The following is a 20,498-nucleotide window of genomic DNA, read 5'->3' as shown; positions in this document are numbered from 1 at the left end:
GAAAAGTTTCAGCACTTTTTTTATGAACAGTTATAATATAAAAAAGACTAATACTTACCTAATACATAAAGGGAGTCTTACCCCTGCCTCAATTCTTCAGAGGCAGTCAAATTACTATCCGTTATAAGGGTTAAAATTGAATTTGTAGGACAGCAAATAGAAAGAGGAAAATTTCATGGTATTACTAGGTTCTCTGTTAAATGCATTATTTATCGTAATCGGTGCATTGGTCGGCCGTATCTTTAAAAATATTCCAGAATCCATGCAGCAGACAGTGTTATCCATTATCGGGTTAGTTGTTGCGCTATTAGGAATCCAAATGGGACTGGAGAGTACGAATTTTATTCTCCTTATAGTCAGTTTAATCATTGGTGCGGTCATCGGTGAATGGCTCGACCTTGAAGGAAAGTTTAATCGCTTCGGTCAATGGATTGAGTCCCTTTTTGGAAAACGTGCACAAAAAGGAACGATTGCAGAGGGGTTTGTTACTGCAACGCTCATTTTTGTTATTGGTTCAATGGGAATTCTAGGTGCTCTTGATAGTGGCTTGCGCAACGATCACAATATACTCATCACTAAAGGGATTATTGATGGATTTATGTCCATTATATTAAGTTCAACTTTAGGGATCGGTGTCATATTATCAGCAATTCCTGTACTTTTATATCAAGGCTCGATTGCATTATTTGCAGGTGTTATTAGTACATATATTCCTAGTGAAGCACTGGATCTATTTATCACAGAAATGACAGCAACGGGCGGTATTATGATTATGGCAATCGGTTTGAATATTGCCGGATTAACGAAAATCCGTATAGCCAATTTGCTGCCAGCGATTTTGATGGTCGGGATACTCGTTGCGATTATTTTTCCGTTTCAGTAAGTGACGCTGCCATGCCAAAACAAGTGCTCGAACAATTTTATCACTCATAGAATACGTAACATGCAGTCTCGTATTTTGTAATACTTTAGCTTCCATAAAGCCTCCGACGTTAACAATTCCTTTTACAGAAATATTACCGATAGGGGGCAACTCTTTTTTCACGGCCTTTCCGGGATAAAGAGGGCCCTGTTGGATTAGAATAGAACCAATCGCATTTGATTCACCTAAACAAGCATCAATGGCAATAATAAAAGGTTGCTCTTTTTCATTAATCAACTGCTCGTAACGCTCTACAATATTGAGGGCATGAAGTGGTGCCTGCAAAGTTCCAACAACCGGAAATGGAAATGAGAAAGTTTGGTGCAGCTGGCTGCCGATAATCGGGCCTAATGCATCTCCTGTAGATCGGTCTGTACCGATACAGCAAAAAATAAGTTCTTCATGATCAAACGGAATCGTTTTTAAAAAGATTTCGCTCAGCTCCCAAACAGCGCTCGTCTGTTCGTAATGTACACTATAATTTTGAGGACAGGCTTGTGTCATATTATCACTCCTTTAATTTTTAAATTTAAATAGATTACTCGAGAAATAAGCCAAAATACGATATATTTATGCAGTATATTCAATTTTAAAGTTTGTTATACAAGAGGTGGTAAATTTGGAAAAAGATTTGAAATTAGATTTAGAGGAATTTGCTGAAACGGATATTAAAGGGCTCGCACAATATACGACAGAACTTTGGGAATACGTCACAAGTACGGAGTTTTTGGTAAAGATTATTGCAGCCAGCGCGAAGATTCTGGCGATTATCGTTATTTCGTATCTTGTCGTTTTTATCGGCAAGAAGGTCATTCACCGAGTGTTTATGCTGCGTGTAAGAAATAATGAGCGTCGACAGCTTACGATTGTAAAGCTGCTGCAAAGCGTATTGAGCTATTTAGTGTACTTCTCCGCCATTATGGGAATTTTATCGGCTATGAATATACAAATTGCCGGGTTACTGGCAGGGGCAGGTATTGCTTCTGTGGCCATTGCCTTTGGTGCGCAAAACTTAGTGAAGGATGTTATTACAGGGTTCTTCATTATTTTAGAGGATCAGTTTGGTGTAGGGGATTTTGTAAAAATTAATACGGCAGAAGGTACTGTGATGGAGATTGGTCTTCGTACAACGAAAGTGAAAGGGATAACAGGAGAGCAATTTATTATTCCAAACGGCAGTATTGTAGATGTTATCAACTATTCTATCAACAACTCAAAAGCTACGATTAATATGCAAATTCCGCTTGATGTCAATATTGAAAAAGTCCAAATGGTTATACAAAGCTATCTGGATACATTACCGGAAAAGTATGAGGAGCTTGTCACTGCTCCGGTTTTTCTAGGCGTAACAAATACGACAAGCACAGAAGCGACAATTGGTATTACGCTGGAAACATTGCCTTTACAGCAGTATTCCATTTCCCGTATTATCCGAAAAGATGTAATGGATATCCTGACTCGTAACGGCATTCCTCTTGCTGTACCGAAAATGATGTTTTATGAGCGAAATCAGGGAGGAGAATAATAGATGGAAGCAAAGCAGTACAGTCTTAATGACGTTGTGGAAATGAAAAAGCAACATCCTTGCGGCACGAACGAATGGAAAGTAATTCGATTAGGCGCCGATATTCGTATAAAATGTGAAGGTTGCGGACATAGCGTTATGATTCCACGCCGCGAGTTTGAGAAGAAAATGAAGAAAATTTTACGCCAGGCAGAAGAAGTCTAAAAGCAAAATAGACTTTTATGCGCGCAATCAATATAATAGACAAGGTTGTAAAATTTAATGGACAGAAAAATCCATAAAAGAATTAATAATAAATTTAAATGAACTGAACATAGAAAGGTTGTGTCAATATGGCATTAACAGCTGGTATTGTTGGTTTACCTAACGTAGGAAAATCGACTTTATTCAACGCAATTACAAAAGCAGGTGCACTTGCGGCTAACTATCCGTTCGCAACAATCGAACCGAATGTTGGCAGCGTAACTGTTCCGGATGAGCGTTTAGACAAATTAACAGAATTAGTAGTACCAAAGAAAACAGTTCCGACAACTTTTGAGTTTACTGATATCGCGGGTATCGTAAAAGGTGCTTCTACTGGTGAAGGTTTAGGAAACAAATTCCTTGCCCACATTCGTGAAGTGGATGCAATTTGCCAAGTTGTACGTTGTTTTGAAGATGAAAATATTACACACGTTTCAGGTACAGTAAATCCTATCGATGACATTGAAGTAATTAATTTAGAATTAATTTTAGCGGATATGGAATCAGTAGATAAACGTATTGCACGTGTAGCAAAAATGGCAAAGCAAAAAGATAAAGAAGCAATGGTAGAAGAGCCAATTCTTCAAAAGCTTAAAGACGTATTAGAAGCTGAAAAACCTGCTCGCGCGGCAGATCTATCAGATGACGAGAAAAAAGTGATCAAAGGTTTACATCTATTAACGATTAAACCAATGCTTTATGTTGCGAACGTTTCTGAGGACGAGGTAGCAGAGCCATCTGAAAACAAGTATGTAAAAATGGTACAAGAATACGCAGCAGCTGAAGGCGCACAAGTAATTACTGTTTGCGCGAAAATTGAGGAAGAAATTTCTGAGTTGGAAGACGATGAGAAAAAAGAATTTTTAGCTGAATTAGGAATTGCTGAATCAGGATTAGACCAATTGATTAAAGCTTCGTACAGCCTATTAGGTTTGGCTACTTACTTTACAGCTGGTGTGCAGGAAGTTCGTGCATGGACATTCCGTAAAGGCATGAAAGCACCACAATGTGCTGGTATTATTCACTCTGACTTTGAACGCGGCTTTATCCGTGCTGAAACAGTGGCATATACGGATTTAGTAGAATACGGTTCAAAGCCAGCTGCAAAAGAAGCAGGCCGAGTACGCGCTGAAGGTAAAGAGTATGTTGTACAAGACGGCGATGTATTAGAGTTCTTATTTAACGTATAATTAGTAGACGCTTTGTGAGTATAAATATATTCTCACAAAGCGTTTATTTATATATGAAAATAAGCTATTTCCTTAATATTAAAAGACGTAGCCAGTTGCATAGAAATAACAACTATGATACAATTCATTGATGTGAGTAATAGAAGTTACTTGCTCCTTGCTCCCTATTTAGTAGGAGAGCCCAAGTCCATAAGGAGGTGCAAACACAAATGAGAAAGTACGAATTAATGTACATCATCCGCCCAAACATTGAAGAAGAAGCGAAGAAAGCTTTAGTAGAGCGTTTCCAAGAAATCTTAACTTCAAATGGTGCAGAGATCACAGAAGCAAAAGATTGGGGTAAGCGTCGTTTAGCTTACGAAATCAATGACTTCCGCGAAGGTTTCTACCAAATCGTGAAAGTTAACGCTGGTACTGAAGCTATCAACGAATACACTCGTCTAGCTAACATCAGCGAAGACATCATCCGTCACATCGCAGTACGCGAAGAAGACAAATAATTTTTAAACTTAAATGCTGAAAAAAGGAGGGTGCATTGATGATTAACCGTGTCGTATTAGTCGGAAGGCTTACAAAGGATCCAGAGCTTCGTTACACACCGAGTGGAGTTCCAATGGCACGTTTTACGATTGCCGTAAACCGTACATTTTCGAGCCAGTCGGGTGAACGCGAAGCAGATTTCATAGGCTGTATCGCCTGGAGAAAACAAGCTGAAAACTTAGCAAACTTCATGAGAAAAGGGAGTTTGATTGGTGTAGAGGGTCGTATTCAAACAGGTAGCTTTGAAGGACAAGATGGAAAGCGTGTGTATACAACAGATGTCGTTGCTGATTCAGTGCAGTTCTTAGAACCACGTGGAGGAGCTAATGCATCACAAGGTGCACCAAGCCAACAATACGGTGGAGGGCAAAATTATGGTGGTCAGCCATCTTATAATCAGCCTAACCAACAATTTGGAGGCGCGCAATCACAGGATTCTTACGGTTCTTATCAACAGCCAGCTCAAAATCAGCAAAACTATACACGTGTAGATGAAGATCCATTTGCAAACAGTAAAGGACCGATTGAAGTTTCTGAAGACGATTTACCGTTCTAAGAATTTCACATCTATAATTAAAAATTAAAAGGAGGAACACGATAATGGCACCACGTCGCGGAGGCCGCAAACGCCGTAAAGTTTGCTACTTCACTTCAAATAACATTACGCACATCGACTACAAAGATGTAGATCTTTTAAAGAAATTCATCTCTGAGCGCGGTAAAATTTTACCACGTCGCGTAACTGGTACTTCTGCTAAATACCAACGTAAACTTACATCTGCAATCAAAGTTTCACGTATTATGGCATTATTACCATTCGTAGCTGAAGAAAAATAATTTCTTAAAATGTACAGCAAAGGCTTAATTGTCTTCTGCTGTACTTTTTTATTGTATAAAGTTTTTTTATAGATCCATAAACAAAGGCTGCCACAAAACAACTTGTGACAGCCTGAGAAGTGCAACAGCCCATTTGCAGGCTGTTGCATACATTATTATTTTGTAATTAAATCAAGATTGACTGGAATAACTTCTTCAACCGTTTCACCGTTTAAATAAGCAATCGCTGTTTCCATCGCGATCTTTCCAATCTTATCAGGTTTTTGTGCAACGGTTGCAGCTAGATTTCCTGCTTTTACAGCAGCCACCGCATCGTCTGTTGCATCAAAGCCGACTACTACAATTTTCTTACCTGAAGCTGAAATTGCTTCCTGCGCACCTAATGCCATTTCGTCATTGTGTGCAAATACTGCTGTAACATCCGGATTAGACTGCAGAATATTCTCCATGACTGTTAAGCCCTCTGAACGGTTAAAGTTCGCTGTTTGCTTTGCAACGACGTCTAAGATGCCTGTTACAGCTTCATTGAACCCCTGTCCACGATCACGTGCAGCAGATGAACCTGCGACACCTTCCAACTCGACGACTTTGGCACCTTCACCAACCAACTCTGTAATATATTCTCCTGCCAGTTTTCCGCCAGCTACGTTATCAGAGGCGATATGCGATACGACTTCTCCACCTTCAGAAGAACGGTCTACCGTAATGACGGGAATATTTAAAGCATTAGCAGATTCAACAGCAGTTGCAACAGCAACAGAATCTACAGGGTTAATAATGATCAAATCAACATTTTGCTGGATTAAATCTTCAATATCGGAAGCTTGTTTAGACGCATTATCTTGGGCATCTACAATCGTTGTATTTACACCAAGTTCTCTTGCTTTTGCTTCCGCATTTTCACTTAGCGTCACGAAAAATGGATTATTTAAAGTTGAAATCGATAAACCGATTGTCAATGTATCACTACTGCCTTTTGTAGATGTGGCAGATGTTCCGAAAGAAGGTTCCAAAGAGAAGCCAGGTTTTACCGAACAAGCCGATAGCATCACAGTGGCCAAAAGTGCCATTAATAATATTAATTGTTTTTTCACGCTTATGACCTCCATCTACGCTGTTTTTTTACGGTCAATTAACACCGCGATTAAAATAACAATCCCTTTTACAACTTGCTGGAAGAATGAAGAAACGCCGATTAAGTTCAATCCGTTATTCAATACTCCGATAATTAAGGCACCTACTAATGTACCGAAAATCCAGCCTTTACCGCCTGTTAAACTTGTCCCACCTAAAACAACTGCTGCAATTGCATCCAACTCATAAGATGTACCTGCTGTTGGCTGTGCAGAGTTTAGACGAGATGTTAAAATCAGCGCGGATAAAGCTGCTAACATACCAGTTAATGAGTATACAGCAATTTTTACACGGTCCACATTGATTCCTGATAATTTAGAAGCCGCTTCATTGCCGCCTACTGCATAAACACGGCGACCGAATGTTGTTTTATGCATAATTACATATAACGCAATGAAAGCTAGAATCATTGTACATACTGGAACTGGAATACCGAAGAAGTATCCTTTACCTAACATCTGGAATGTAATTTCATTTCCTAAGTCAGAAACAGGGCGACCATCCGTATACACTAACGTTAATCCACGATAAATTGTCATGGTTGCCAATGTTGCGATGAATGGTGCTACTTTACCCTTTGCAATGATGACACCATTTACAGCACCAAGAATGGCCCCTAATAATAAGGCTGCAAGAATCGTTAACACAGGATCTATTCCTGAAGCAAGCATTGTGGCAGCAACTGCACCTGTAAGGGCTAATGTCGAGCCAACCGATAAATCGATGCCGCCGGTTAAAATAACAAAAGTCATACCGAATGCAATGAGCGCACTAATCGATACTTGACGTAAAATATTTAAAATATTATCTGTTGTCATAAAGCTTGGATTTAAAATCGTAATGACAATTACAATTAGAAATAATCCTAAGAGAGGACCTAGCTTTCCTAACATTTCTTTTGAGCTAGTTTTTAACAACTTCTTCTCCTCCTGTTGCGTAATGCATAATAGTTTCTTGTGTTAAGTCAACGTTGTCTAAAATAGCTGTTTGACGTCCTTCGTGCATGATCATTACACGGTCCGCCATACCTAACACTTCCGTTAGCTCTGAGGAAATCATTAAAATGGCTACACCTTGCTCGGCTAACTGATTCATAATCGAGTAAATTTCTTTTTTTGCACCGATATCAACACCGCGAGTCGGTTCGTCCAAGATTAAAATATCCGGTTTTGTACTTAACCATTTCGCGATAACTACTTTCTGCTGATTCCCGCCGCTTAGTGAGCCGACAGCCTGTGTCGCATCACTGCAGCGAATATTTAACTGCTCAATATATTTTGCAGCATGTGATTCCTCTTGTTGTGGTTGAATAAAGCCACTTTTTGCAATTGTTTTCAAGTTTGTTAAAAACATATTTTCCTTAATTGAAAAATCTAGTACAAGACCTTCTGTTTTACGGTCTTCCGTTACAAAGCCAATTCCGTACTTCATTGCTTGAATTGGGTTTTTAATCGACACCTTTTCCCCATGGATGAAAATATCCCCTTTGGACTTTTTAAGGTTACCGAAAATGGCCTGTGCCACTTCTGTACGGCCTGCGCCCATTAAACCTGCAAACGCTAAGATTTCCCCTTTACGAATCTGGAAGTTAATATCTTTGCATACCGCGGGACATGTTAGCCCTTTTACTTCTAAAGCAATGTCCCCAATTTTTGCATTACGGCTTGGATAACGTTCACCAAGTTCACGTCCGACCATCATTTTTACAATTTCATCAAAAGTTGTTTTTGGAATTTCACGAACACCAACATACTCGCCATCACGTAAAATTGTAATACGATCACAAATTGCAAAAATCTCTTCCATACGATGTGAAATATAGACAAACGAAATACCTTTTGCTTTTAGTTCTCTAATCGTTTCAAAAAGTGTTTCAATTTCACGATCTGTAAGGGCAGCTGTCGGTTCATCCATTACGATATATTTTGCTTCTGAATTAATTGCTTTGGCAATTTCAATCAGCTGTTGTTTTCCGACAGATAGCGAACCGGCAGGCTGGCGAACATCAATATGCAAACCGAGTTTTGCTAATAGTGTCTGTGCTTCTTTATTCATTTCACGGGTACGCAGTAATCCTGTACGACCGACTGTTTTTTCTTTCCCTAAAAATAAGTTTTCCGCTACCGATAAATGCGGCAGAATATTTAATTCTTGATGAATTACGTGAATGCCTAAACTTTCTGCGTCTTTTGCTGAAGTAAATGTATACGACTGACCGTCAACTAGCACGTCACCATTATCACGCGAGTAGATGCCGGCCAAAATTTTCATCATTGTTGATTTACCGGCACCATTCTCACCCATTAAGGCATGGATTTCCCCGTTTAACAGGGTGAACTCAACATTGTTTAAAACGACGTTTCCATTGAATGCTTTTCTTATGCCCTTCATTTCAATCATGTTCCGTCACCTACCTTAAAAAATTACGCCGCTTTGTAGCATGATATTGGCGTATGGTGTTATTTCACCTGTACGAATAATGACCTTTGCATCGCTCGACATCTTCTTGAATTGTTCATGGGATATATATGTAACCGGTTCCACTTTTTGCAATATAGAAGAATGAATAGTTTCGTTAGCAGTTTTTATTTCTTCGGCTAAGTAACTATGTTCTACTTTTAAATCTTCTAGAACAACTTCTAAAATCGCGTTAAATCCTGGTTCTCCCAGTTTGTATGCTAAATCGATACATGTAACACCGTCCGGAATTGGTAAGCCGCAATCGGCAATAACAATTTTGTCAGTATGACCTAAACGTGCAAATATACCGGCTAATTCCCGGTTTAAAATGCCTTGTTTTTTCATTTTGCGCCTTCCTTTCGAACAATTACATCTTCTAATTTTGGCATCCCACCTTGGGCTCCAAATTTTTCAACGGACAATGACGCTGCTATATTCGCAAAAAATACTGCTTCTTCAATCGATTGACCGTTTGTAATAGCATGTGCAAAGGCACCGTTAAATGTATCACCGGCACCTGTCGTATCGACAGCTGTTGTGTTGAACCCTTTTACATGTACATGTTTTGTCCCATCAAAGTAGCGTGCACCATCTTCACCTAATGTCACAATTAACTGATTCGGATATTTTTCCAATGCTGCTTCAACATCATCTCCAAATAGTAGGGCACATTCAGTTTCGTTCGGTGTTAAGTACTTAATATACGGCATCCATTCAATGTCGAAGTTTGCTGCTGGAGCGGGATTAAATAGTACTGGTACTTGAAGCTCTTTACATAAATTCAGACTATACTTTATTGTTTCTACTGGAATTTCAAGCTGCATTACAACTAACTGACTATTTTCAATAACAGTTTTTGCAGAAGCAATCACTTCTGGAGATACTTTAGAGTTGGCGCCTGGTACAACGACAATACGGTTGTCCGATTCGTGGAGTAAAATATTTGCAATGCCTGTAGCACCACTTGTATTCATAACTAAGCTCGTATCTATATTTTCTTCATTCAGATTCGCACGGAGTTCCGTACCGAAGCTATCCGAGCCGACAGCGCCTAACATTTTTACTTGGCTGCCTAAACGTGCAGCTGCTACTGCCTGATTCGCACCTTTTCCGCCTGGAACCGTTGTAAATAAGCTCCCTAAAACGGTTTCCCCTTTTTTAGGGAATACATCCATTTGAACGACTAAGTCCATATTGATACTTCCAATTACCGTTATCATTTTGCAGCTTCCTTTCTTGTCGTCCCTCGCACAATTAATTGCGGATCTATATTTAATACCGTTTGTTTTATTTCTTTGCCTTCAATCTGTTCGATTAACATTGTTGCGGCTGCAGTACCCATCTTGTATAAATCCTGACCGACCGTTGTTAAAGGCGGTGATACCATCTCACCGAGCGCAATACCATCAAAGCCAACAATTTGAAGTTCTTCTGGTACGCGCTTGCCAAGCTTATGTGCAATGTGAAGTGCAGCAATGGCTAATGTATCGCTGCTTGCAAAAATACCATCAATCTGCGGATTTATTGCTAAACACTGTTCAATCGCTTTAGCAGCAACTTTAAAATCAAATGACGATGTTATAACTATTGGAGCTAATCCATGTTTATCCGTTGCTTCTAGAAACCCTGTAAGACGGTCATCCGCCGTTTTTAAACCGTGTGGACCACCTATACATAATAAATTTCTCGCACCATTTGTGAGTAAGTACTCACCCCCAAGCCTTGCTCCTTTTTGGTTATCGGTTGTCACGGTCGGGACAGTTGCATCGATTATTCGGTCAAGGGCAACAATTGGTGTATTGATGGATAGATATACAGAGGGATCTAATAAGCTTGTTGCCACAATTAAGCCGGCAACATAAGTTTGTGATAAGCGCTCTAAATATAACAATTCCTTTTCCATTTGGTCGTCTGAATTACAAAGAACAACTGTATAGCCATAAGACCATGCCATGTCTTCCACAGCACGCGCCAATTCTGGAAAATACGGATTTTTTATATCAGGAACTATAAGGCCAATAATATTGGATTGTTTTTTACTTAATGAACGTGCAACGCTGCTTGGTTTATAATCCAGCTCACGAATTGCCTGTTCAATACGTTCTGATGAATTTTTACTGACATAACCATTTTGGTTTAAGTAGCGTGATACTGTTGCTACAGAAAGATTTGCAGCCTTTGCTACATCTTTAATGTTAACCATTTATCCGCCCCCTAAACAAAATGTGTTACCGGTTACATAATATATGCTATACAATACAAATTGTCAACGAAATAGATGACATAAAGAACAGAAAAAAGGCTTTTTATACGTAGAATCTAGTTATTCAAACGAAAATTACTCCATATTAAGTTATACTAAAAAAATTATAATGACATACTATTGGTTTCTTTTGCATTTTAACCTATAGATTTCAATCCTATTAATTGGTGGTATTCCAGTATTTACATGCTCTCGCACAGTTTTGGAGGGATACAGATTTGGTAAGTAGAGGAGAAGTCAAAGGGGATATCATCATCTATACGTTTAATCATTCTTCTTGTCATGACGGTTATTTTGTTTGGGCATGCAAAAATGGTACAATAGAAACGTGAGAAAAGTTGAAAGTAGACTGGTCAAAAAGCCGACCAAATGTAATAACTAGGTTTAAATAATCGTTGCATTATAAAGTCTTACGAACAACAGATAAGGAAGGTTCTCCATGCAAAATAATCAAACAAGAAAGTTGGCACATGGTGCGATGATGATTGCGCTGTTCACTGTGCTGATGGCAATCGTATTTTATATTCCATTGGCGAATATCATCGCGGCGATTATTGCTCCATTACCGATGATTTGGTATAGCGCAAACTATAATCGAAAGTCATCGCTTTTAGTCGCAGTGATTGCTGTATTTATTACCTTTTTTATAGGTGGACTGCTTTTACTACCCGCTTCATTAATCTTTGCAGCAGCAGGTGTAGCGATAGGGGATGCTATTTATCATAAAAAAAGTAAAGTATTTATGTTTATCTCAACGAGTATCGTCCTGCTGTTCACATTTGCAATTCAGTATTTAATTTCATTGCGTTTGTTTGAAGTAGATTTTATTCGAGATTCTATTGCGCTCATGAAGACGAGCTATATGGAGTCAATTAAAATGACCGAAAAACTGACTGGACAACCTGTGCCCAAAGAAACAATGGATCTGGCGAATACTATGTTAGATACGTTGGAAATGACAATTCCGGCTTCCATTACATTTGCCATGTTATTTTTGGCATTTATTATTATTACCGTTAATTTACCGATTTTAAAGCGTTTAAAAGTAGACGTTCCAAAATTTGCGAAGTTTAGTGAATTACGTTTACCCCGAGCGGTATTATGGTATTATTTAATCGTTTTATCGGTGAATTTATTCGTTCGTCCAGAGGCGGATTCGTCATTGGCTATTATCATCCTAAATATTTCGATGGTATTATGGGTATTATTAACAATACAAGGTATCTCATTTATTCATTTTGTCATTGATGCTTTTGGCTATCCGAAGTTTATAAAAGTTTTAAGTACAATTTTGGCAATACCTCTCTATTCGTTTGTCATTTTAGTAGGTATTGTTGATTTAGGCTTTAATGCACGTAATTACATTCAAGAAAAGAGTCAGAAATGAGGAGCTGATGGGAATGGGGATTTTTCGTAAAAGACCAATTCGATATCCACTATTAGTATTATTTTTACTTGGTGCAGTAGCAGCTATCCTTATTATGATGTGGAATGTATGGGTGGGAATAGCCTTTATAGCTATTTATGCAGTAGCAGCTTACTACACGGTAAAAGTTGAATTATTAACATATGTAGAAACTGAAAAGCATATTCAAACACTTTCTTACCGGATGGAGGATGTTGGAAAAGAGGCATTTCTGGAAATGCCATTCGGAATCCTTTTAATGAATGATGAAATGACGGTGGAATGGGCGAATCCGTTTATGCTTCGCGTCCTACAGCAAGAATCGCTAGTCGGATATGAACTGGAAATGATATCAGAAGAGCTGCCTATACTTGTTAATCAGGAACAAAAAAATGAAACGGTCATTGCTATTAATGATCGCAAATATCATATTTATTACAAAGAAGAAGAGAAACTTTTTTACTTCTTTGATATTACAAAACAAGTACAGATTGAAAAGCAATATATGGCGGACCGTACAGTACTTGCAATTTTATTTATCGATAATTATGATGAGCTTACTTCGGGCATGGATGACCAGGCACGAAGCGTCACCAACACGATGATGACATCGATTATTAATGAATGGGCAGCACATTATGATATTTTTGTTAAAAGAATTGCATCGGACCGTTACATGGCTGTGTTAAATGAATCGATTTTATCGGAGCTTGAGCAGAAGCGATTTTCAATTTTAGACGTCATCCGGGAACGAACGTTGATGCAGAAAAATTTATCATTAACATTAAGTATCGGAATTGGAGCAGGTTCCCAATCACTTGTAGAGCTTGGGCAATTAGCACAGTCGGGACTTGATCTAGTTCTAGGTCGTGGTGGTGACCAAGTTGCCATTAAGCAGTCCAATGGTAAGATTCGCTTTTATGGGGGCAAAACAAACCCTGTTGAAAAGCGCACAAGAGTACGTGCACGTGTAATATCACATGCGCTAAGTGATTTAATACAAGATAGTGACCGTGTTTTCGTGATGGGTCATAAAAGCCCGGATATGGACTCGATAGGAGCCTCTGTCGGTGTACGCAAAATGGTTGCGATGAACGGGATTGAAGGCTTTGTCGTAGTCAATTTTGATGAAGTTCGAGGAAGTGTAGACCGCTTAATGACCGAGTTGGAGCAAAAAACCGATTTTTACGATCGCTTTATTACACCGGACGAAGCTTTATCTAAAATAACTCCAAAATCACTTGTAGTCATTGTCGATACACATAAGCCGAGCATGGTAATTGATAGCCGAATATTAAGCAGAACAGATAAGGTTGTTGTCATCGATCATCACCGTCGCGGAGAAGAATTCATCAATAATCCGACGTTAGTATATATGGAGCCATATGCATCATCTACAGCAGAACTCGTTACGGAGCTGCTAGAATACCAGCCTCAAAATGAAAAGTTATTGCCGCTTGAAGCAACAGCATTATTGTCTGGTATTATAGTCGATACAAAAAGCTTTACATTAAGAACAGGGGCGCGTACATTTGAAGCCGCTTCGTATTTACGAACATTTGGTGCTGATACCGTGCTGATTCAACGTCTGTTAAAAGAAGATGTAGAAACATATGTCGCCCGTTCAAAAATTATTCAAACTGTTGAATTTCCGTTTGCAGGAATTGCGATTGCAAATGGTGAAGATTCAAAAATATACGATTCCGTACTAATCGCACAAACGGCAGATATTTTACTTACAATGAAGGATGTCGGTGCCTCGTTTGTCATTGCTCATCGCAATGATGGATTAATTGGTATTAGTGCACGTTCATTAGGAGAAGTAAATGTCCAGCTTGTCATGGAAAGGCTTGGCGGTGGAGGTCATTTAACAAATGCCGCTACCCAAATGGAAGCACAATCCATTGACGAAGTGAAAAAGTATTTATATGAAGCAATTAATGAAGTAATTGAAGGGAGTAAAGAATCATGAAAGTAGTATTTTTAAAAGACGTAAAAGGTAAAGGCAAAAAAGGTGAAATTAAAGAAGTAGCAGAAGGTTATGCACGCAACTTTTTAATTAAAAACGGTTATGCAAAAGAAGCTAATAACCAAGCAATTAGCGAACTGCAAGGTCAAAAGCGATTAGAAGAAAAAAATGCGGCAGCAGAGTTGCAGGCAGCGAAAGATTTAAAAGAGCAATTAGAAGCAATCACAGTAGAAGTAAAAGCGAAATCAGGTGAAGGTGGTCGCCTATTTGGTTCGGTATCTACAAAGCAAATTGCAGATGCACTACAAAAGAAACATGGTTTTAAAGTAGACAAACGTAAAATGGATTGTAATGAAGGACTTCGTTCATTAGGATTTGCCAATGTACCAGTGAAGTTACATCAAGATGTAAAGGCTACTTTAAAGGTACATGTAATTGAAGAGTAAGGAGCGACAACAATGAACGAATCCATGATGGACCGTGTTCCTCCACATAATAGTGAAGCGGAACAATCGGTCATTGGAGCCGTTTTCCTTGAACCACAAGCTCTAATAACAGCATCCGAAATTGTTATAGCAGATGATTTTTATCATATTGCCCATCAAAAGATTTTCCAAACGATGCTGAACTTGAGCGATCAGGGAAAAGCAATTGATCTTGTCACTGTAACGGAAGAATTATCAGCAAAAAAAGAGCTCGAGGATATCGGCGGATTAAGCTATATTACGGAATTGGCGAGTGCTGTTCCGACGGCTGCCAATATTGCACATTACGCAAAGATAGTAGAGGAAAAGGCGATTTTACGTCGCCTTATTCGCGTTGCATCTAAAATTGCAGATGATGGATATACGCGCGAAGATGAGGTAGAAATTCTTTTAGCAGAAGCTGAAAAGAAAATGCTTGAAGTTTCGAACCGTAAAAATGCGGGCGATTTTAAGCACGTAAAAGATGTACTCGTTCAAACATTTGATAATATTGAACAGCTCCAGTCACGTGAGGGGGATGTGACAGGTATTCCTACCGGTTTCCGTGATTTGGACAAGATGACGGCCGGTTTCCAACGCAACGATTTAATTATTGTGGCAGCCCGTCCATCGGTTGGTAAAACAGCCTTTGCCTTAAACGTTGCCCAAAGTGTTGCTGTAAAGGCCCGTGAAAATGTAGCGATTTTCTCTCTTGAAATGGGAGCAGACCAGCTTGTCATGCGTATGTTATGTGCAGAAGGTAATATCGATGCACAACGCTTGCGTACAGGCGCTTTAGAAACAGAGGACTGGAGCAAGCTGACAATGGCTATGGGAAGTTTATCAAATTCCGGTATTTACATCGATGACTCTCCGGGTGTGCGCATGACAGATATACGTGCCAAATGCCGACGATTAGCTAAGGAAAACGGTTTAGGAATGATTATGATCGATTACTTGCAGCTTATTTTAGGTAGCGGTAAACCAGGAGAGAACCGTCAGCAGGAAGTATCGGAAATTTCCCGTTCCTTAAAAGGTTTAGCGCGTGAACTAAAGGTACCTATAATTGCCCTATCACAGCTGTCGCGTGGTGTAGAGCAACGTCAAGATAAACGACCGATGATGAGTGACTTGCGTGAATCTGGTTCGATTGAGCAAGATGCCGATATCGTAGCCTTCTTATACCGTGATGATTACTACGATAAAGAATCGGAAAGTAAGGATATTATCGAAATCATTATTGCAAAACAACGTAACGGTCCAACAGGCACGGTAAGCTTGGCATTCCGTAAAGAGTACAATAAGTTCTTAAATCTAGAATTTACCCCACCTCCACGAGAGGAATAAACCTTAAACACGAACGTTTCACATTAGTTGAATGTGTACGTTCGTGTTTTTTGTTGACATTTAGGATTTGGAATTGTTAAAATGTTCATGTTTCATCATTAAGGAATTAAAAGGTAAATTCTTATGAAAAAGAATGAAATACTTAATATATAATTTTCATTAGGTGAATCATTCGTCGGAGGTGCACATAGATGACAGCTGTAGTTGTAGTAGGTACGCAATGGGGAGACGAAGGAAAAGGTAAAATTACGGATTTCCTTTCAAAAAGAGCAGATGCAATCGCACGTTATGCTGGTGGGGATAACGCGGGTCACACAATAAAGATTGGTGAAGAAACATATAAATTGCATTTAATCCCTTCAGGAATTTTTTATCCGGAGAAGCTTTCGGTTATAGGAAATGGTGTTGTTCTTAATCCGAAATCAATAGTAACGGAATTAAAAGGACTGCAAGCTAGAGGAATTGATACATCGAATTTAAGAATTTCCAATCGTGCACATGTAATTTTGCCGTATCACATTTATCAGGATATTGCAGAGGAACAGGCACGTGGTGATGAAAAAATAGGCACAACAGCAAAAGGAATTGGTCCATGCTACCAAGATAAAGTTGCCCGGATCGGGATTCGTGTAGCAGACCTATTAGATAAAGAAACATTTGAAAAGAAATTACGCGCAAATTTAACATTAAAAAATCGCTTATTTACAAAGTTTTATGAAGTAGAAGGATTACAATTTGATGATATCTTCGAGGAATACTTTGCTTATGGTCAGGAAATTGCCCAATATGTAACGGATACATCGAAAGTGCTGAATGATGTTATTGAAGAAGGCGGTAAAGTGCTGTTTGAAGGGGCCCAAGGGATTATGCTTGATGTCGATCAAGGTACTTATCCATATGTAACTTCTTCAAATCCAGTGGCAGGCGGGATAGCAATTGGATCTGGAGTTGGTCCAACAGCAGTAGAACGCGTCGTTGGCGTTTGTAAAGCATATACATCTCGTGTTGGAGATGGTCCATTTCCTTCTGAACTTCATGATGAAATTGGTCAGCAAATTCGGGAAGTAGGGCGTGAATATGGTACAACAACTGGCCGCCCACGTCGTGTTGGTTGGTTTGACTCGGTCGTTGTTCGCCATTCACGCCGGGTTTCGGGAATTACGGATTTAGCATTAAATTCTATTGATGTATTATCAGGTCTTAAAACGGTCAAAATTTGTACAGCGTATGAATATAACGGAGAACAAATTACTGAATACCCGGCGAACCTGGAAATTATTAAACAGTGTAAACCTGTTTATGAAGAACTGCCAGGTTGGTCAGAAGATGTGACGAATGTTCGGACATTTGATGAGTTGCCTGATAATGCGAAAAATTATATACACCGCATTGTAGAGCTTACAGGTATTTCATTAATGACATTCTCAGTAGGCCCTTCACGTGAGCAAACGAATATCGTAAGTGAAATCTGGAAATAACCGGTTTGAATATAAAAGTGTATTAAAGGTCTAACAGGCTTTTAATACACTTTTTTATTATTTCTAATAAAATGAAAAAGAGGATACTAAGAGGGTGAATATACTATTTTAACTAATAAAAATGTAACAAATTTTTAGATAATAATACATTTACATTACAAAAAGACTGGAGCGGTTCATTTGAAATGTGAAATATGATACATTAGCGAAGTGTGTTTTTTGACCATTGCGAGTTATTAAAAGAATATACAAACATTTTTTTATAGAACAGTAGATCTAGTCGAAAGGAGCTTTATCATGAGTTCAAAAGGAAACAAGTTAGACTTAAAAAAACGTAATCTAAGTCTAATGAATCGTCATAATAGAAAACTTAAAATGGCAACATTATTTGCATTACTTGTTTCTACAGTGACATTCAATATAGGTTTCGCGAATGAAACAGATAAAGAAAAATTCGCTAAAGTTTTCCACGTTTATGTAGCTGATACATACGTAGGTTCTGTTGCAGATGAAGCAACAGTAAATGAGATTGTCGAGCAAAAAGAGCAAGAGGCAAGCGAACAATATGAAGATTTAACAATTGACGCTGGCGCCGATATCTCAATCATCCCAGAGCAAGTATTTACAGTCGAAGCTAATGAAGAGCAGACATTAAAAAACCTTCAGGAAGCAATAACTGTTCAGGCAAAAGCCCATTCCCTAAAAGTAGGGGAAACAGTCGTTGCATCAGTGAAGGATAGAGAAGAGTTCGAAGCTGTAATTGACGGATTAAAGCTTCAGTTTGTGTCACAAAACGATTTAAAAGAATTACAAAATAATGCTACTAAAGATTCTATACCCGAATTGAAGGATGATGAAACACGCCTGGTTGATCTTACATTATCAGCTCCGATTACAGGAGATGAAGTGTTAGCCGAGCCGGCGGAGATTGTCTCAGCCAAACAAGCGGTACAGCTTTTACAAACAGGTGCATTAGAGCAAAAAGTATATACGGTAAAAGCAGGAGATGTGTTAGGTTCGATTGCAAAAGCTCACAATTTAACAACTGCTGACTTATTAAAAATCAATCCCACACTTAAAGCAGACACTGTCCTGCGTATAGGTGAACAAGTTAACGTAACAGTACAAAAACCGTTTGTTACGGTAAAGGCAGTTTATGAAAAGAAAAAAGTAGAGGGAATCGACTTTGCGAAAATCGTTAAAGAAGATGAAACAATGCTTAAAGGCAAAAAAGTAGTTAAGCAGGAAGGCGAAAAGGGCAAAAAGGAAGTTTCCTACTTAATTACTGAAGAGAATGGTGTCCGAACGGAAAGAATACAATCAGAGGCAAATGTAGTAGCCGAGCCTGAAGATCGTGTTGTTGTTGTCGGAACTAAAGTAATCCCTTCTGTTGGTACAGGTACCTTTGCTTGGCCTGCAGTTGGTGGCTATATATCAAGTAATATGGGAGAGCGTTGGGGACGTTACCACTACGGAATCGATATTGCCCGACCATCAAACTATACGATAAAAGCATCGGATAACGGTGTTGTTAAAACTGCAGGTAAGCATTCAACATACGGAAATTATGTTGTGGTTAACCATAAAAACGGTTTTGAATCGTTATATGCTCATTTATCTCGTATTGACGTAGAAGTTGGACAAGTAGTTGAACAAGGTTCCGCTTTAGGGCAAATGGGTTCAACAGGACGTTCAACAGGTACACATTTACATTTCGAAATTCATAAGAACGGTACAGAAGTAAACCCGTTATCATATTTAAATTAATTTTTAGCAGTCCAAGCGGAATTTTGGGCTGCTTTTTCTATAATACGGTCATTAATTAATTTAATGGGTAAAATTCAAAAAAAATTCTTATATGGGTGGAATATTTCCCGGAAAATAATCATAGCAATATAGCTGTATAATGCACCAAATTGCAAAGCATGATAGAGTAGTTATAGTAAAAATAAAAGATAACCTTTCATAATTATATAGAGAATTTATGAGAAAAGAGGAATTAGATGATGGATAAAACGATATTAGTTGTAGACGATGAAAAACCGATTGCAGATATTTTGCAGTTTAATTTAATAAAAGAAGGTTATCGCGTCATTTGTGCATACGATGGGGACGAAGCGCTTCAAAGAGTAGAAGAGGAACAGCCGGATTTAATGTTGCTGGATATTATGTTACCTAAACGTGACGGCATGGAAGTATGTCGTGAAGTGCGCAAAAAATATGATTTCCCAATTATTATGCTAACGGCAAAAGGGTCGGAAATCGATAAAGTGCTAGGACTGGAAATGGGTGCTGACGATTATGTAACAAAGCCGTTCAGTACACGTGAACTAATCGCCCGTGTAAAAGCGAATATGCGCAGATTAAATGTGCCTGCTCAAATAGAAGAAGCACAGGCGGAAACGAATGATATTGTAGTAGGCTCTTTAACAATTCAGCCAGATGCCTATTTAGTATTAAAGCGTGACGAGTCAATTGAATTAACACACCGCGAATTTGAATTACTGCATTATTTAGCAAAACATATTGGTCAAGTAATGACGCGTGAGCATTTGCTGCAAACAGTATGGGGTTATGATTATTTCGGTGATGTACGAACAGTGGATGTAACAATCCGCCGTTTACGTGAAAAAATTGAAGATAATCCAAGTCACCCTTTATGGATTGTTACGAGACGAGGAGTAGGCTATTACTTACGAAACCCTGAACAGGAGTAAAATA

The 20,498-nt window shown here is 38.7% G+C and carries 21 protein-coding genes; 14 read left to right on the top strand and 7 right to left on the bottom strand.

Annotated elements, in window-relative coordinates:
* Positions 1-175: 175 nt before the first annotated feature.
* On the top strand, positions 176-883 hold the full coding sequence (locus tag MKY07_RS19690) for a DUF554 domain-containing protein (protein WP_065217711.1): 708 nt from the start codon (positions 176-178) through the stop codon (positions 881-883).
* Here the strand turns inward: MKY07_RS19690 and yyaC are convergent.
* Positions 800-1,426 (bottom strand): spore protease YyaC, encoded by a 627-nt coding sequence (yyaC, locus tag MKY07_RS19685; protein ID WP_008408365.1) that lies wholly within the window; start codon positions 1,424-1,426, stop codon positions 800-802. The genes MKY07_RS19690 and yyaC overlap by 84 nt on opposite strands.
* Before the next feature lie 115 nt (positions 1,427-1,541).
* Between yyaC and MKY07_RS19680 the strand changes: the two genes are divergently transcribed.
* The 6 genes from MKY07_RS19680 (at position 1,542) to rpsR (ending at position 5,257) form a co-directional block, all read left to right on the top strand.
* A complete protein-coding gene (locus MKY07_RS19680; RefSeq protein ID WP_008408364.1) occupies positions 1,542-2,447 on the top strand; it encodes a mechanosensitive ion channel family protein in 906 nt (301 codons plus the stop codon).
* A gap of 3 nt (positions 2,448-2,450) precedes the next feature.
* Positions 2,451-2,651, top strand: a complete 201-nt coding sequence (locus MKY07_RS19675; protein WP_008408362.1) for a DUF951 domain-containing protein — start codon at positions 2,451-2,453, stop codon at positions 2,649-2,651.
* Positions 2,652-2,779: 128 nt separating this feature from the next.
* The gene (gene ychF / locus MKY07_RS19670; RefSeq protein ID WP_339263407.1) at positions 2,780-3,880 is read left to right on the top strand and encodes a redox-regulated ATPase YchF; all 1,101 of its coding nucleotides are present in this window, start codon (positions 2,780-2,782) and stop codon (positions 3,878-3,880) included.
* Positions 3,881-4,089: 209 nt separating this feature from the next.
* Positions 4,090-4,380, top strand: a complete 291-nt coding sequence (rpsF, locus tag MKY07_RS19665) for a 30S ribosomal protein S6 (RefSeq protein WP_008408357.1) — start codon at positions 4,090-4,092, stop codon at positions 4,378-4,380.
* 38 nt (positions 4,381-4,418) lie between these two features.
* Entirely contained in the window at positions 4,419-4,976 is a 558-nt protein-coding gene (gene ssb, locus MKY07_RS19660) for a single-stranded DNA-binding protein (RefSeq protein WP_008408356.1), read from the top strand.
* A gap of 41 nt (positions 4,977-5,017) precedes the next feature.
* The gene (gene rpsR, locus MKY07_RS19655; RefSeq protein ID WP_172954456.1) at positions 5,018-5,257 is read left to right on the top strand and encodes a 30S ribosomal protein S18; all 240 of its coding nucleotides are present in this window, start codon (positions 5,018-5,020) and stop codon (positions 5,255-5,257) included.
* Between the two features lie 155 nt (positions 5,258-5,412).
* Here the strand turns inward: rpsR and rbsB are convergent, their stop codons facing one another.
* From rbsB to MKY07_RS19625, 6 genes are read right to left on the bottom strand one after another with little or no spacing between them, the layout of a single operon-like run.
* Positions 5,413-6,351, bottom strand: a complete 939-nt coding sequence (rbsB, locus tag MKY07_RS19650; protein WP_339263406.1) for a ribose ABC transporter substrate-binding protein RbsB — start codon at positions 6,349-6,351, stop codon at positions 5,413-5,415.
* Between the two features lie 15 nt (positions 6,352-6,366).
* Positions 6,367-7,308: a ribose ABC transporter permease gene (gene rbsC, locus MKY07_RS19645; RefSeq protein ID WP_014822355.1), complete on the bottom strand. Its 942-nt coding sequence runs from the start codon at positions 7,306-7,308 to the stop codon at positions 6,367-6,369.
* A complete protein-coding gene (locus MKY07_RS19640; RefSeq protein WP_008408348.1) occupies positions 7,295-8,791 on the bottom strand; it encodes a sugar ABC transporter ATP-binding protein in 1,497 nt (498 codons plus the stop codon). The genes rbsC and MKY07_RS19640 overlap by 14 nt, the downstream gene beginning before the upstream one ends.
* 15 nt (positions 8,792-8,806) lie before the next feature.
* Positions 8,807-9,196 (bottom strand): D-ribose pyranase, encoded by a 390-nt coding sequence (gene rbsD, locus MKY07_RS19635; RefSeq protein ID WP_065217708.1) that lies wholly within the window; start codon positions 9,194-9,196, stop codon positions 8,807-8,809.
* Entirely contained in the window at positions 9,193-10,071 is an 879-nt protein-coding gene (rbsK, locus tag MKY07_RS19630) for a ribokinase (RefSeq protein WP_008408346.1), read from the bottom strand. Before rbsK ends, rbsD begins: the two co-directional genes overlap by 4 nt.
* On the bottom strand, positions 10,068-11,054 hold the full coding sequence (locus MKY07_RS19625; protein ID WP_339263405.1) for a LacI family DNA-binding transcriptional regulator: 987 nt from the start codon (positions 11,052-11,054) through the stop codon (positions 10,068-10,070). The genes rbsK and MKY07_RS19625 overlap by 4 nt, the downstream gene beginning before the upstream one ends.
* Positions 11,055-11,553: 499 nt before the next feature.
* Here MKY07_RS19625 and MKY07_RS19620 point away from each other — a divergent pair, with 499 nt between their 5' ends.
* The 7 genes from MKY07_RS19620 (at position 11,554) to yycF (ending at position 20,494) form a co-directional block, all read left to right on the top strand.
* A complete protein-coding gene (locus MKY07_RS19620) occupies positions 11,554-12,501 on the top strand; it encodes a DUF2232 domain-containing protein (protein ID WP_008408344.1) in 948 nt (315 codons plus the stop codon).
* A gap of 13 nt (positions 12,502-12,514) precedes the next feature.
* The gene (locus MKY07_RS19615) at positions 12,515-14,491 is read left to right on the top strand and encodes a DHH family phosphoesterase (protein ID WP_008408343.1); all 1,977 of its coding nucleotides are present in this window, start codon (positions 12,515-12,517) and stop codon (positions 14,489-14,491) included.
* Complete coding sequence (rplI, locus tag MKY07_RS19610) at positions 14,488-14,934, top strand: 50S ribosomal protein L9 (RefSeq protein WP_008408342.1); 447 nt, start codon at positions 14,488-14,490, stop codon at positions 14,932-14,934. The genes MKY07_RS19615 and rplI overlap by 4 nt, the downstream gene beginning before the upstream one ends.
* A gap of 12 nt (positions 14,935-14,946) precedes the next feature.
* Complete coding sequence (gene dnaB / locus MKY07_RS19605; RefSeq protein WP_008408341.1) at positions 14,947-16,299, top strand: replicative DNA helicase; 1,353 nt, start codon at positions 14,947-14,949, stop codon at positions 16,297-16,299.
* A 191-nt stretch (positions 16,300-16,490) separates the two neighbouring features.
* Positions 16,491-17,777, top strand: a complete 1,287-nt coding sequence (locus MKY07_RS19600) for an adenylosuccinate synthase (RefSeq protein ID WP_339263403.1) — start codon at positions 16,491-16,493, stop codon at positions 17,775-17,777.
* Between the two features lie 297 nt (positions 17,778-18,074).
* Positions 18,075-19,544, top strand: coding sequence for a M23 family metallopeptidase (locus tag MKY07_RS19595; protein ID WP_065217706.1), 1,470 nt, complete (start codon positions 18,075-18,077; stop codon positions 19,542-19,544).
* A gap of 239 nt (positions 19,545-19,783) precedes the next feature.
* Positions 19,784-20,494: a response regulator YycF gene (yycF, locus tag MKY07_RS19590; protein ID WP_008408338.1), complete on the top strand. Its 711-nt coding sequence runs from the start codon at positions 19,784-19,786 to the stop codon at positions 20,492-20,494.
* Positions 20,495-20,498: the final 4 nt, after the last annotated feature.

It is taken from the genome of Solibacillus sp. FSL W7-1472, assembly GCF_037969775.1.
Classification (GTDB): Bacteria; Bacillota; Bacilli; order Bacillales_A; family Planococcaceae; genus Solibacillus; species Solibacillus silvestris.
The sequence above is the reverse complement of the archived record's forward strand: the minus strand, read 5'-3'. Positions and strand labels throughout refer to the sequence as shown.